Consider the following 13,641-nt stretch of genomic DNA (forward strand, 5'->3'; position numbering starts at 1 on the left):
GCCCGAGCCTAATGTTTCACCGGAATTTAGGCTAATATTTATACTTTTTGGCTTGGTACTATTATTGGTATGGCAGAAGGCATTACGCACATCGGTAACTTAAGCACTGTTAGGGTATGTCTTTGAGAAATTAGGTGTCAGCGCGGTGGCCGTTTTAGGTTTGTTATAGTAGGAGAACTCAGAATGAGTAGCAGGCACGCTGTAACTTTTTTGGCAGATGTTTACTGACTAAGCGAGCCAATAAATAATAGAAGATTGATGGGATTTGCTACTAAAGACAATGAAACCTCCTCCCCGAATAACTGAAGGAAATCTCATTAAGCCTTTATTTATAATAATAATCTTAAGTATTAGACTATTTAATCAGACATTAGCCTGAGGGCTTTCTCAATATTTAGGTACGCTAGACTGTCTGAGCAACGATCTGGTTAGTCAAGGTGCCGATACCGCCGATTTTAACCTCTATGACATCGCCGCTTTTCATAAACAAAGGTGGAGTTCTTTTCTTGCCAACACCGCCCGGTGAACCTGTGATGATAACATCGCCAGGAGATAGTGGGCTAAAGCGAGAAATATACTCGATAATGTCCGATACTGAGTGGATCATGTTTCCAGTAGTGTCGTTCTGCACACGCATTCCATTCAGGAAAGTCTCGATGGGCAACGCTTGAGGATCGGTGATCTCGTCGCTGGTCACTAACCATGGGCCGAAGCCACCGGTTTGACGCCAGTTTTTACCCGCCGTAAACCAGGTATGTTGCATATCTCGAACAGTAGCATCCATAAAGCAGCTATAGCCCGCAATATAATCAAGTGCGTTTTCTTTTTTAACTTCGCTGGCATAACGACCAATGATAACGGCTAATTCACCTTCATAATCAAACTCATCGCTACTTGCAGGTTTGATAAGATTGTCTTTGTGTGCGCTAAAAGTATCTGGAAAACGTATGAATAGAGTGGGTGCATTGTTATTTTCTTCGAACTCTTTTCTTTTATCGGAATAATTCATTCCAACACAAAAGATTTTTCCTGGTGATTCAATAACCGGTAAAAATACAATATCTTCGGTTGGATAATCAACGGGAGAACTAACCAGTTCTTGCAAGATGCTCAACGCATTATCATTCAACAGAGATTGAAGGGTTGAATACTTGTCGCCAAATCGTTTTCCGGCATCAATAATGCCATGTTCAGTAACAATTCCGTATGACTTTTCATTTGACTGTGGGCGATAAAAACTTGCTAATTTCATAAAATTCCTTAGATCTACAGCACAAACAACCTTAATTTCAGTTGCTTATCAGATCTCTTTATTCAGCTAAAATGACCACCTGGTGTAAAAAACCACGAGATGGCGACCGAGCAAATTGCTTCAGCACATCAAGTGTGCGTAATTTTCGCATAGACTTACCCATAATGCACAGTCAAACTTAAGATTATTGATTTATTATTAGTGAAATTAATGGTCTAAACTATTTTTTGTAGAAAATAAATTTCAAAAAGGTTAATACAGGCATGCAATTGATTAATTCCATGCCGTGATTATCAGGCATTAATTCTCATCTATAAGACATCCTCAAATTTCACCTCCCTGCATTGAGTAAAAGATACTATTTACCTTAAGAACAAAAAAGCATAATAAAAACTGAGCCACTGCTTTAATGTTTAATTGAGCCAGCAAAAAAAAATCTTAACATAGAGCGCCAAAACCCAACCTCAGAATCAGGGCTATTAGTTTCTGTTATAGTAAAATCAGAGTTAACTTTATATCCTAGACGAGGAATAGTTATAATGAGGTCTTCAAGATTAAGGCTTCTAAGCTCCTTCCTTAACGTATAAATTTTCTGATTAATTGCGGGTGAAAAATCGAAGAGTGCTGCCTTACCCCAAATTGTTTGAATCAATAACTCTTTGTTAACGGGTTGCTGCTGCCCATGCATGACAATGAGTTCGAATAATTTCCCCTGAGAATAAGTTAAACGTAAAATAGAACCAGTCTTGTCACAAAAAGCATGTTTTTCCTGACTGTAATAAATATTATTCGTAATGTTTATTCTTTTCATACCCCACCCTCTTCTAATAAATATTCCTAAACTTGGAATTCATCTCAAAAAAAAAGTTAACCATCAGCTTCCGATGATTTTTAGCCTGATTAACGTTAACTATAAAAAAAGTTAATTAACGTGACTTAAATCAATAGGTTATAATCGATGATGTTAGTGAGTGATTTTGAGGTATGATTAGCTTCGTTTACCATCATGCTAGTCGCATACAGCTTGAACCCCTTAATATAAAATAAGATAATTCTTACCAGCGCTTCTGGAGTCGTTTTAATTAAAAATAAGAAAAAAAAGGAGTAAATAAGAATAACCAAGACAATCTAAAGAACATTTTTGAAAAAATACCTGAAACAATTCCTTTCAGATAACCTTTATGCCCCTTTATCAAGCTGCCCTATTCTCTATAGCCTCAGGTTATTCAGTTGGCAATAAACAATAGAATAGTTATTTTTTGATCTACAGCCAGATAATTAAAATAGCCAATATTATTTTTAAACTTTTAGAGTCAATATAATGTTTACCTGATGTAATGCTTAAAGCATACTTTTAGCCTCAATGGCGGACAGCACTTAATCTGAGAAAGGAGTTTCTTATGTCACCACAAATAGGTATAGGGGTTCTTATCTTTCGCGAGGGGAAAATTTTACTAGGCCGACGTAAAGGTAGCCATGGCGCGGGGGATTGGTCTGCGCCGGGAGGCCATCTTGAGTTTGGAGAAACGCCAGAAATCTGTGGGATAAGGGAAGCCTGGGAAGAAACCGGTATTAGCAGGACCCTACGTCAGCAATGTATTTCCAGAAATCGACAAGCATTACGTCACACTGTTTATGCTGAGTCTTTGCTCTGAAGGCGAGCCTGTTTTACGGGAACCAGAGAAATGCGAAGGTTGGCAATGGTTTTCTATCGATTCCCTGCCCGAACCATTATTTGCTCCCTTAAGAACCCTGATTGATCAATACGGCATTCACGGATACAACGGAGTTGTAAACTCATAAAAATTGTTTAATCAATCAATACGATGGGTAACTTATTCTTGAAAACGTACTGGCAGAGTATTTTATAGCTGTCGCGGTCAAAATGTGGGGGCGAGATTTGTAGATCTTTTACTGCTGCCAACGTTTTGACCGTTCCTAAATAAAACCAGTTATTCAACACGTGAAAATCACTTTGACTACCATTTTTTTCTTCAATCGCAATTCGCCCAGGATAAGGCCAGTTGCGGATTTTTATCGCCTCCAGAGCTTCTTTTAGACGTAATTGATGAACATCAAGGCTCTCCTTTCCACAGCAAACCCCTGCACAACGTCCCAGAGAAAATCGAAAACAGGCTCTATTGGCTGAGAGTTTTTCGAGTCCCAATGCGCCATAGCACAAGCACTTTTCGTCGGCAATTTCTCTCAGTTTTTCAATTGCAGCAAATTTGGTTTTGAATAAGCCATACAAATTTTCGGCGATGGAGAAATCTGTTTCATTACTGAAAATAATATGGGTTTCCCCTGCAGTTACTCTTAGAGAACATAGCTTTCGAGTTATACGCAACCTCTTGTTAAATAAAGGTCGCTGATCTTTTATCATTTTAGACTCAAGAAGTAAGGCCCCAATCTCGCCGACAGTTTCGAAGAAAGCAATACTGCTGGTCATGCGTAGTAATTTGGCCTCGCCAGCCGTTCTAAAATGCGATTGCACACGGCTGCGAATGTTTACACTCTTACCGATATATAGCGGAAAGGTATTATCCTGACCATAAAAAACATAGACCCCACAGCTTGTGGGCAGTGTATCGAGCGTATAGCGTAAATGTTCAGGATATTGATACAGCAGAGAGGTGTTTTCGTTTGGCATAAGGTCATTCAAATAACGAGGCGATTACCGAGTGAAAATTAGACAAACATGATAATACTGAATACTCATACAGTATTCAAGATCCACGATGTTCACATCTATTGCAGTTTGATTATCACCAATCTAGAAACACAACTGCTGTGATAAATTTTCAGCTGGGGAAAGGCAAAGTTCTATAAAACTGCCATGCTAATCGGCAACTAATCCATTTTGTTAAGGCAATTCGAGCAACTTTCGAGGGGAAAAACTATGTTTAACGTTTTACGCGCTGAACCAAAATCATCTTTCGAGTATGGGCCTTTTAAAATTCGCCGCATGAGACCCGGCAGGATTTTCCCTGGCAACACGGATAATGCACTGGGTCCACTTAGTGTAATCGATCACGCTAACCTGAATATTGGCACATTGGTTAGCATGCATGAACACGTCAATGACGAGATTCTCAGCTATATATGGCAGGGCTCAATGGTCCATGAAGACTCATCAGGAAACCGTACCCCGCTTTCGCCAAAAAAGCTGATGATGATGAACGCAGGCAACAGTTTCTGGCATGAAGAAACTACACCCCTCGTTCCCGTAGAGATGCTACAAATTTTTATTCGGCCACGCGAAGCCAACCTGCCAGGAAGAGTGCAGTTTATGGAACGGCCCAATGGTATTGAAACCGGTGTATGGACCCTTTTAGCCGCGCCCGAAGGTGAAAATACCCCGCTTCAAATCCGTCAGTCAGTTTATATTTATGACACTCGCCTCGAACATAATGACAAAATAGAAATGCCGCAGCATCAAGGATATGTGCAATATTTATATGTTATGGATGGTGAAATAAGTTTCGATAAAACTGTACTTTATAAAGGAGATGCCATTAGCAGCAGTGATGTCGCACTGCCTGAAATTGAGTCAACTGGAAATACTACTTTGCTTTGTTTTTTGGTCGATATAGATGCGAAAGCAATCATGGAAGGATCTATTAGTGGACAATAAAAAACTTCATCAGGGACGAACACTTTCATTTAATGATAAAGGCAATTTTTGAAGAACAGTCCTAAAAATTTCAAGGACGGAATTTTTGTTCTAAGCTTTATTCATGTTTAACTCAAAATGGAAGGAGCACCTTATGACCAATAAGCAAAGTCCCCACAAGACATTAATTCAGGACCACGTTGATTCCTATCCTGTTCCACCATTTAAACAGCAAAAACAACCCTTCCCCGGTTTAGTCAGTGAGATGTCACCTGTGCCAGATCATGGAGAAAAAACCTATAAAGGCAGCGGCAAGCTTGTAGGCCGTAAAGCACTGATAACGGGCGGTGATTCCGGTATCGGTCGTGCAGTGGCTATCGCCTATGCTCGTGAAGGGGCCGACGTCGCCATTAACTATCTTCCAGAGGAAGAGTCCGATGCAAGACAAGTCATTGCATTGATAAAAGAAGCTGGCTGTAAAGCAGTAGCAATCCCTGGTGATATTACTGAAGAAGCATTTTGTAAAAAATTAGTTAAACAGGCGGCTGAAGAATTAGGCGGTCTGGACATTCTGGTTAATAATGCAGGGCGTCAGCAATTCAGTGAATCAATTAAAGATCTGACGACTGAATCATTCGATGCAACATTTAAGACTAATGTTTACGCAATGTTCTGGATTACCAAGGCTGCCGTAGAATATCTGCCGCGTGGTTCATCGATTATTAACACCACGTCAGTACAGGCTTATAAGCCTAGTAATATCCTGCTCGATTATGCATCGACTAAAGCTTCAATAGCTGCTTTTACCAAAGCGCTGGCAAAACAGCTTGGTCCGGATGGTATTCGAGTTAATGCGGTTGCGCCTGGCCCATACTGGACTCCTCTACAAGTATGCGGGGGTCAACCTCAGGAAAAAGTGGAGGTGTTTGGTGAAGAAGCACCACTTGGCCGTCCGGGCCAGCCCGCTGAAATTGCGCCGCTGTATGTAACCTTTGCTGAAACGAACAACAGCTACTCTTCAGGGCAGGTGTGGTGTTCTGACGGTGGCACCGGTACTGTGTAAAGTACTCTTATTTGACTGGAAATTACCTGAATAGCTTGCAGCCTTTATTTCTATTTAGCTTTGATTTATTTGAGCAGCAGTAGTATTTCAGATATGCAGCATAAATAATCCTCGGCCTCCATAATGCGCATATGCATGCAGTGGCCGAGGATTATTATTTTATAACGTTAGAATTCAAGCTGTAGAATTTAAAGATAATGACATAGCCAATTCACATTAGCGGATTTTAATTTGGAGTTACCACTATCACTAACTGTTAGTTATTAACAAAATAATTGCGTTAGGTAAAATAAACCAGCCTTGATCTCATGCCATTGTTCAATGGCAACGCATTATCATTGTTTTTTTCAGAATCATCAACAGCTACTGACACATTTATATCATCATATTTGCAAGCACTCTTCAAACTCATTATTTAGCCTATCATCGAAAGATTTTACCAACATAAGCTCTATTAAATCCCCCTCGAAATTCTTTAAATCCCTTACCACTTTCATTTGTATATATAACGCCATTCAATCTTAAATGGCCTCTTTGAACGATATATCGTACTTATAGAATGAATAGGTCCATATTGGGTCCTATAAAATATTGCATGGTTCATTTTAAGACAATTAGACAACCCAGTTGTTAAGATATCCTAAAATCCATATGTTTGAGACATTTAAGTCAAGAAAATCTAAAATTAACGCATCATGATGACTCCCGGTGAGCGCATTAAATTGCGGCGTAAAGAAATGAAACAAACCCAGCGCAACCTTGCTTCCGCTGTGAAGGTTTCCCACGTCACAATTTCACAATGGGAGAGTTGTGATACTACCCCAGGCGGAAAAAACCTCTTCTCTCTCGCTAAAGCGCTCAAATGCTCTCCTACATGGATTTTATATGGTGATACAGATAATTCACCCGTTCCAGTAGAAGACCTCGCCACCACTTTGTCAGAACGCGAACTTGAGTTGCTGCAACTTTTTGCTTTTCTGCCTGAGTCAGAAAAAGAGCGGCATATGGAAAATCTCAAACACAAAGTCGAAGAATTCAATAAACTTTTTGCTGAGCTGCTTCAGGCCAGGACTGACATTAAAATTTAAAGCGCAATCGCAAAAAAAACTTAAATAATGACTTCAATAAATTTAAAAAAAACTAATAAAATTCCCCCGCAAGTATTTGCTACATTTATCCCGATTTAAAAACAGCTAAAGATAATCTTAGCCCTTATATCCGTTAAGTGCATTGACCTTAAAGGCTGCAAGTCATCCTCTTTCAGTTTATAAATCATTGCTAATAGCGGATTGTCATATTTAATTTTAATAAAAATATAACACTGGGTTTCTAGAAATCACCAATACGACATCATGAGAATATCATTTTAAAAACTCAAAAAAAATTCATTTCTTTAATAAGTGACAAATATTTATAGTGTTATATAAGATGAAAACCCTAAATATTTCAATTTCATTTATTAACTTACCCACGTAATTTAAACAAAAAAACTATAAAACCGTTAACTAAAAGGTTTTATAGTTTTTCTTAACACTGTTCTAAGACGAAGCCAAAGATTAGTTGTTCAACTCACTCATATTAGTGATTTGATCTCGGTTAATCTGCTGAGTTTTACCTGTCTCGGCATCCTGATAAGAAACTAAGCCAGTATCAGAATCAATCTGAGGTTTGCCTTTAGTTACTATGGTTCTACCATCGGTAGTTTTGATGGCCTGGTTGGAAGAACAACCAGCAACAAACAGAACAGATAAGGCTGTTAAAGCCACAGCGGGTAGCCATTTTTTAGTCATACTAATCATCCTATTTTGTAAGCCCAATTTTTGTTAAGTAAACAGTATAGGACAATTTTGACAAATTTCTTGGTTCAAGTTGTTATATCAGTACTTGTTACCTGAGCTCCCACCGCTTTCAGGGCAAAGGTTTTAGCAACTGGCTAAATTTTCAGAAAACACAGTTGTAATTTAATGGCATTCAGCACATTGCCTATCTAAAAAATCGATAGAATTGTGTAAGTTCAACCATCTTAGCTGACTAATTATGTGAATTTTACAGAAAGAAGCCAAGATTGGAAGGATGCTTACCTATGTTCAGGATAGTGTTGTGAAAAATTCATCTTCACATGGCTAATCACTCATGTAACTAAGCAAACTGTGATTATTGAAATTCAGCCACTCTGTATTCTTTATTTTCTAATATCGGCTAAAAAATTATCTTTCTTGAGACGAGTTATCTTGGCAGAGGCTATTAATATAACTAAACACCCACGGGACTTGCATTAGCACCCTCATATAGTCTTTTATTCAGGCATGGTATTAGAGAGCCAAATAATTTGGCTCTTTGAAAGTTAACGGCGAATCAAAGCTAACCTTATACCTAATCCTATAAAAGTAGTGCCGACAACCCTGTCTAATATTTTCTGAAGCCTGATGCTTTTTGATACAGCCCCAGCTGCTCCCCCAGCTAAAATGGCAAAAGTCACATCGGTAATAAAGGCTATCAATGCATAAATCAAGCCTAGCATCAAGAAAGACAAGGCATGATTATAACCGTCTGCCGAGACGAATTGTGGAAAAAAAGAAATGAAAAATAACAGTACTTTAGGATTAGTTAACGTCGTGATGAAGCCACGTGAGAGTAAACCAGAAGTACTGATTTTTGTCTCGATCATTTCTACTCCTGATGACTTTTTACCTAAAAAAGTTCCCAGCAGCATTTTGCTTCCCAGATAAATCAAGTAAGCCGCACCAAGGTATTTGATTACTTGAAACATTATTGGTGATGCCATAATCAGTGCGGTTAAACCAACCGCGCTGGCAACAGCATGGGTGCAACTACCTAGTGCAACACCAATGGCAGAAATAATGCCTGAACGCTTTCCATTGGCTACACTTTGTCCTACAACATAGGCCAGATCTGGGCCAGGAGTAATACATAAAAAGAAAATAGAAATTAAAAATAGCCCAAAATGAGTGATATCCAGCATCGCAGTCCTTAATAAGTGCTCTAGAATTAAAGTAGTTTTCTCAAATAATTTTTCAACTTACTTTTAATCTAGCATTCTAAAATCAAATTTTAAAACATTTTGGACGCAAAAATGCACTCATCTCTCGCTAAGGTGTAATAGATTTCCTAAATAATTTCTATCAGTGATTAACTTGATTTACAGGGTAAAGGGAAACTTTATGACAAGATTTAGCGGCAAAAATATAGTCATTACAGGTGGAACAAGTGGCATCGGCTTGGCTGGGGCAAAACGAATTATTTCGGAAGGCGGTCGAGTTGCCGTTACCGGACTTAATTTAAACAGACTGCTTGCTGCATCTGAAGATCTTTCAGAGCAATCACTAGTATTGAAGAATGATGCAGCTTTGGAAGCAGATATAGAAAATCTGGCTGTGGCATTAGAGCCTTTTGGGAAAATTGACGGCCTCTGGTTAAATGCAGGATATGCTGAAGTCGGCTCTCCAGAATCAGTGACCGCAGAGGCTTTTGATAAAATAATGAACGCCAATGTGCGAGGCCCGATGCTGCAGTTGGCTCGTCTCTCTCAACAGCTTAATAACGGAGCGTCGATTGTTGTGACTTCATCATCATCTACTTATGAAGGTGCAGCAATGACCAGCCTTTATGCAGCAACCAAAGGTGCACTCGTCGCCATGGCTCGAAGTTGGGCTTCAGCCCTGGCCGAAAGAAATATTAGAGTCAACGTGCTGATACCAGGCCCAATCGAAACCAATTTTCGCCACTTTATGCCAGAAGAATCTCGTCAACAGTTTGAAGATTTTGTGGTTAGCCAGATACCTTTAAAGAGAGCCGGTACGCCAGAAGAAGCTGCCGCTGTGGCCCTTTTCTTACTTTCCGACGACTCTTCATACGTTACCGGTAGCCAGTATGCTGTCGATGGCGGGCTCGTACGTTACTGAATTACGGTTAAGGATGCTGTGGCGTTTTGCGAATCGTATCAGGTTCCATAATGCTAACAATCGGCGCATCATAAATTCCGAGGCATACTTTACTATTTCCCCAGCATTCCTCGTATGGATAGCCAATCAACTCCTCCATTACTGCACGAACATCCGGGCGAATGTGATTAATCATTCCGCCCGCTTTTATTCTTGCCACTTCCGCAAGCACCACTAAATGTGATTTTCGATTCAATTTCATCTGATAACTAAAGATCATCCCTACCAAAGCTAAAGCAATTACCCCCACAGAAAAAAGAATGGCAATAGCAGTGACAGCGCTTTCTGGCTGGCTGGATGATTTAGATTGGAAACCATAGAGACTTAAAATTAACCCCATAGAGAAAACAATTACCGAGCGCATTAATTTACCAGAAAAGGTCATTGCCCCGGCATAGATCCCCTCTCGACGCCTGCCAGTAAAGGCTTCATCAATGTCTGCAAGAAAGGTATAAACCGTCCAGGGAATGTAATAAACACCGCCAGTGCCAATGCCGAATATTACGGTAATAGCTAACATAGCTGCTGTTACGTATTGCTGTGATAGGTGTAAAAAATGCAGCAAGCTATAGCAAGTTACTGAAAATATTACAATTCCAAGCGCCATAATATATGGCCTGCTAAAACCCTTTTTCACACAAATACTAATAAAAATTGCTGTTGAGAACAGCTGCAAGATTGAATTTAAACTGTTTAAGCCAGCCACCATTGCAGGATCGTATTGCAATACAAAAATGATGAAGTAGGTAAAGAGTGAAGCAAATAACCATTCGGCACCGAAACCACACAGGTACATTCCCAAATGTTTGCGGAAAACTCGCAAATGGAAGATTGATTTCATATCCCTCATCAAGGTGGTCATATTTTTCACCAACGTCAACTTCGTTTCATCTTTCGCAGCAGTTTCAACCTGAGGTCGCTCCCAAGAAAAAAAGTACAGCATACTGATTGCAATACACAGAATTACTCCATAGGTTAGGGCAGTTAAAAAGAATGGTTCTGCCGAGTTTTTTCCATAAATCAAAATATACTGGCCTGGAATTAATGCTGCGAGAAAGTTTGCCACTTTCCCAAAAATAGCTTTATAACCCGTTAATTTAGAGCGAGCCGAAAAATCTGAGGTCATTTCAGTGGCAAGAGTTTCATATGGAACCATCACCGAGGTGTAAATAAGCTCAAAAATCACATAGGTGGAAAGGTAATACCAGAATCCAAAACCGTTTATCCACAACAAGGGATAAAACATCATTAATGGAATGCCAAGTAAAATAAAGAATCGACGGCGACCAAATCGTTTTCCGAGACGGGTTTTACCAAAATTATCAGATAGATACCCCATTATTGGATTGCTTATCGCATCGATAATACTGGCAATTGAAAAAATAGCTGAAGCCTGCAGTAACGAAAGGCCGCAGAAAGTAGTATAGAAGTACAACAGCCAAATACCTGCAATTGCCAGCGCCCCGCTTCCTAGCAGATTTCCACCGCCGTAAGCCAGTTTGTGCCTCAATAAAACATTTTTTTCAGCGTTCATTATATGCCTACCGCAAAGTTTATAAAAATGAACCGTCGTTTCATTTTTGTTTGATTTAAGGTTTATATATACATGCCGTGGCAAAAAACGTGAGTGAGTTCAAACTTAAGGCAGAGGGGGATCATTTGTCGCAGAGTTTTGAGATACATGTATCATTCTTAACTATTAAAAATGCAATTATCAGAAAACCTCCTATCGACTTTTAGCCTGCAAACGCCACAAATTCATAATAAATAATTATATATCAATAAATTACATTTAAATAAGTCACCAAAGCTTATGCCGTTAACAAGAGTCTTTTTGAGATACCTTTTCGATAATTATTTAAATACGTGCGTTTATGCTTAACTATTTAACCTCTCGTCTGATTAAAGTTAGGATGTTTTTTGTGATCAGCTTTGCATTTTCAATAGAACTTAACACATCCCCGATATCACAAATGATAAGTTAATTTTTTATGAAACATTGTTTCATTTTAATTTTATCGGCTCAAGCTTAGCAGCCCATGAGGTGAGTGATGGCGAAAGGTTCTCAGATACAATTCAAATTCTGCACTGTTCAGGATGCTGACATCGGCGCGCGCATCAGGCGTTTAACACCACCGGATGTGTTGTGCCATCGCAATTATTTTTACCAAAAATGCTTTACCCGTAACGGCGAAAAATTAATTTTTGCGGGTGAGTTCGATGGCAATCGTAACTATTATCTTCTTGATCTAGAGATACAAAAAGCAGTGCAACTTACTGCAGGATCGGGGGATAACACCTTTGGCGGCTTCCTTTCCCCCGACGATCGCTATCTTTTTTACGTCAAAAATGAACGCGAATTGCGCCGTGTATCATTATTAGATTTCAGTGAGGAAACTGTTTATCAGGTACCGGAAGATTGGGTCGGTTATGGTACATGGGTTGCAAATAGCGAATGTACCAGCCTGGTGGGAATCGAGATCCGTCGCGAAGATTGGAAACCGCTCTCTGACTGGAAAATATTCCAGGAGTTTTACCATAGCAATCCGCACTGCCGACTGGTGCGTGTAGATTTGATGAATGGTAAATCTTATGTCATTCATGAAGAAAATGAATGGCTTGGACATCCCCTTTATCGACCTTTTGATGACACCACGGTCGCCTTCTGCCACGAGGGTCCACACGATCTTGTCGATGCACGCATGTGGCTTGTGAATGAAAATGGTAGCAACGTTCGAAAGGTTAAGGAACATGCTGAAGGTGAAAGTTGTACTCACGAATTTTGGGTACCCGATGGTTCTGCGTTGATCTATGTTTCATATCTTAAAGGCCAACACGATCGTTACATTCGCCGCTTTGATCCTCAAACAGGTCAAGACATTAGCCTAATGGCTATGCCTGCATGCTCACATTTGATGAGTAATGCAAAAGGCACACTGCTGGTCGGCGATGGTTCAGGGACGCCAGTCGATGTAAAAGATACTGCCAGCCATACAATCGAAAACGATCCTTGGTTATACATTTTCGATACGAAATCCCGCAGCTATGCCCCTCTTGCGGCTCATAAAAGTTCATGGCGAGTTCTTAATGGAGATCGTCAGGTAACGCATCCACATCCATCATTCTCACCCGACGACCGCCAGGTTTTATTTACCAGTGATTACGAAGGGCTTCCGGCGCTGTATCTGGCAGAAATTCCAGATGCTTTATTCAGCACGTTACTTAAGGACTAATCCGTGTTCATTTTTAAACAAGATATTCTTCAGCAAGATTTAGGCAATGGTGTAGGCCGTCGAGTGCTGGCCCACAGTGGATCAATGATGGCGGTTGAGGTCTCTTTTGAGCAAGGCGCAGTTGGCCCGATGCATAATCACGTTCATGAACAGCTGACCTACGTACTTTCCGGGCGCTTTAAATTTACGATCGGTGATGAGACCCATGAAGTGAAAGCGGGTGATACGCTATATAAAAAGCCTTTTATCATGCACGGTTGCATATGCCTTGAGAAAGGCGTTTTGTTAGATACCTTTACGCCACAGAGAGAGGATTTTTTGTAGGAGCAGAAAGCAAAAAACCCGCCATTGGCGGGTTCTTCTAAATAGGGTGCCCGGACTCGGACAAAACGTCGGGAACGTTTTTTAACAGCGCTTGCGCTGGCCCGTTAGGGTGAGTCTCATGGATGAGACGAATAATCGAACGCAGTTCGATGGAGAGTCCGGATCTCTGAAAGCAAAAAACCCGCCAAAGGCGG

At 40.1% G+C, this 13,641-nt stretch carries 13 protein-coding genes; 7 read left to right on the forward strand and 6 right to left on the reverse strand.

The annotated features are described in order from the left end of the window. Positions 1-403: 403 nt before the first annotated feature. Together SPM24T3_RS23360 and SPM24T3_RS23365 are read right to left on the reverse strand one after the other, a co-directional pair. Positions 404-1,252 carry a fumarylacetoacetate hydrolase family protein gene (locus SPM24T3_RS23360; protein WP_009639313.1) on the reverse strand — a complete coding sequence of 283 codons (849 nt, stop codon included), beginning with the start codon at positions 1,250-1,252 and terminating at the stop codon, positions 404-406. Positions 1,253-1,658: 406 nt separating this feature from the next. Continuing rightward, on the reverse strand, positions 1,659-2,063 hold the full coding sequence (locus tag SPM24T3_RS23365; protein ID WP_009639314.1) for a winged helix-turn-helix domain-containing protein: 405 nt from the start codon (positions 2,061-2,063) through the stop codon (positions 1,659-1,661). 589 nt (positions 2,064-2,652) lie between these two features. Here SPM24T3_RS23365 and SPM24T3_RS26195 point away from each other — a divergent pair. Further along, positions 2,653-2,907 (forward strand): NUDIX hydrolase, encoded by a 255-nt coding sequence (locus SPM24T3_RS26195; protein WP_009639315.1) that lies wholly within the window; start codon positions 2,653-2,655, stop codon positions 2,905-2,907. A 155-nt stretch (positions 2,908-3,062) separates the two neighbouring features. On the opposite strand, the gene cho is transcribed toward SPM24T3_RS26195, so the two are convergent. Beyond that, positions 3,063-3,902 carry an excinuclease Cho gene (gene cho, locus SPM24T3_RS23375; protein WP_009639316.1) on the reverse strand — a complete coding sequence of 280 codons (840 nt, stop codon included), beginning with the start codon at positions 3,900-3,902 and terminating at the stop codon, positions 3,063-3,065. Between the two features lie 249 nt (positions 3,903-4,151). Between cho and SPM24T3_RS23380 the strand changes: the two genes are divergently transcribed. The 3 genes from SPM24T3_RS23380 to SPM24T3_RS23390 all read left to right on the forward strand — a co-directional run bounded on the left by SPM24T3_RS23380 (position 4,152) and on the right by SPM24T3_RS23390 (position 7,016). Beyond that, a complete protein-coding gene (locus SPM24T3_RS23380; RefSeq protein ID WP_009639317.1) occupies positions 4,152-4,886 on the forward strand; it encodes a pirin family protein in 735 nt (244 codons plus the stop codon). A gap of 133 nt (positions 4,887-5,019) precedes the next feature. Further along, positions 5,020-5,928, forward strand: coding sequence for an SDR family oxidoreductase (locus SPM24T3_RS23385; protein ID WP_009639318.1), 909 nt, complete (start codon positions 5,020-5,022; stop codon positions 5,926-5,928). 695 nt (positions 5,929-6,623) lie between these two features. Further along, entirely contained in the window at positions 6,624-7,016 is a 393-nt protein-coding gene (locus SPM24T3_RS23390; RefSeq protein WP_037379703.1) for a helix-turn-helix domain-containing protein, read from the forward strand. Between the two features lie 468 nt (positions 7,017-7,484). On the opposite strand, the gene SPM24T3_RS23395 is transcribed toward SPM24T3_RS23390, so the two are convergent. Together SPM24T3_RS23395 and SPM24T3_RS23400 are read right to left on the reverse strand one after the other, a co-directional pair. After that, positions 7,485-7,718 (reverse strand): YgdI/YgdR family lipoprotein, encoded by a 234-nt coding sequence (locus SPM24T3_RS23395; protein WP_009639320.1) that lies wholly within the window; start codon positions 7,716-7,718, stop codon positions 7,485-7,487. Positions 7,719-8,272: 554 nt separating this feature from the next. After that, entirely contained in the window at positions 8,273-8,911 is a 639-nt protein-coding gene (locus SPM24T3_RS23400) for a LysE family translocator (protein ID WP_009639321.1), read from the reverse strand. Positions 8,912-9,110: 199 nt separating this feature from the next. Here SPM24T3_RS23400 and SPM24T3_RS23405 point away from each other — a divergent pair, with 199 nt between their 5' ends. Then, positions 9,111-9,851, forward strand: a complete 741-nt coding sequence (locus tag SPM24T3_RS23405) for an SDR family oxidoreductase (protein WP_009639322.1) — start codon at positions 9,111-9,113, stop codon at positions 9,849-9,851. A gap of 7 nt (positions 9,852-9,858) precedes the next feature. Here the strand turns inward: SPM24T3_RS23405 and SPM24T3_RS23410 are convergent, their stop codons facing one another. Beyond that, a complete protein-coding gene (locus tag SPM24T3_RS23410; RefSeq protein ID WP_009639323.1) occupies positions 9,859-11,424 on the reverse strand; it encodes an MFS transporter in 1,566 nt (521 codons plus the stop codon). A 517-nt stretch (positions 11,425-11,941) separates the two neighbouring features. Here SPM24T3_RS23410 and SPM24T3_RS23415 point away from each other — a divergent pair. Both SPM24T3_RS23415 and SPM24T3_RS23420 read left to right on the forward strand, forming a co-directional pair. Then, a complete protein-coding gene (locus SPM24T3_RS23415; protein WP_009639324.1) occupies positions 11,942-13,123 on the forward strand; it encodes an oligogalacturonate lyase family protein in 1,182 nt (393 codons plus the stop codon). A gap of 3 nt (positions 13,124-13,126) precedes the next feature. Beyond that, positions 13,127-13,447, forward strand: coding sequence for a cupin domain-containing protein (locus SPM24T3_RS23420; protein WP_009639325.1), 321 nt, complete (start codon positions 13,127-13,129; stop codon positions 13,445-13,447). Positions 13,448-13,641: the final 194 nt, after the last annotated feature.

Source organism: Serratia sp. M24T3 (assembly GCF_000257645.1).
Classification (GTDB): domain Bacteria; phylum Pseudomonadota; class Gammaproteobacteria; order Enterobacterales; family Enterobacteriaceae; genus Rouxiella.

Excerpts from the sequence above, each read along its gene's own strand:
- SPM24T3_RS23380 (WP_009639317.1), top strand. The coding sequence starts at position 4,152 with ATGTTTAACGTTTTACGCGCTGAACCAAAATCATCTTTCGAGTATGGG.
- SPM24T3_RS23415 (WP_009639324.1), top strand. The coding sequence starts at position 11,942 with ATGGCGAAAGGTTCTCAGATACAATTCAAATTCTGCACTGTTCAGGAT.
- cho (WP_009639316.1), bottom strand. The coding sequence starts at position 3,902 with ATGCCAAACGAAAACACCTCTCTGCTGTATCAATATCCTGAACATTTA.
- SPM24T3_RS23405 (WP_009639322.1), top strand. The coding sequence starts at position 9,111 with ATGACAAGATTTAGCGGCAAAAATATAGTCATTACAGGTGGAACAAGT.
- SPM24T3_RS23395 (WP_009639320.1), bottom strand. The coding sequence starts at position 7,718 with ATGACTAAAAAATGGCTACCCGCTGTGGCTTTAACAGCCTTATCTGTT.
- SPM24T3_RS23410 (WP_009639323.1), bottom strand. The coding sequence starts at position 11,424 with ATGAACGCTGAAAAAAATGTTTTATTGAGGCACAAACTGGCTTACGGC.
- SPM24T3_RS23360 (WP_009639313.1), bottom strand. The coding sequence starts at position 1,252 with ATGAAATTAGCAAGTTTTTATCGCCCACAGTCAAATGAAAAGTCATAC.
- SPM24T3_RS23400 (WP_009639321.1), bottom strand. The coding sequence starts at position 8,911 with ATGCTGGATATCACTCATTTTGGGCTATTTTTAATTTCTATTTTCTTT.
- SPM24T3_RS23365 (WP_009639314.1), bottom strand. The coding sequence starts at position 2,063 with ATGAAAAGAATAAACATTACGAATAATATTTATTACAGTCAGGAAAAA.
- SPM24T3_RS23390 (WP_037379703.1), top strand. The coding sequence starts at position 6,624 with ATGATGACTCCCGGTGAGCGCATTAAATTGCGGCGTAAAGAAATGAAA.
- SPM24T3_RS26195 (WP_009639315.1), top strand. The coding sequence starts at position 2,653 with ATGTCACCACAAATAGGTATAGGGGTTCTTATCTTTCGCGAGGGGAAA.
- SPM24T3_RS23385 (WP_009639318.1), top strand. The coding sequence starts at position 5,020 with ATGACCAATAAGCAAAGTCCCCACAAGACATTAATTCAGGACCACGTT.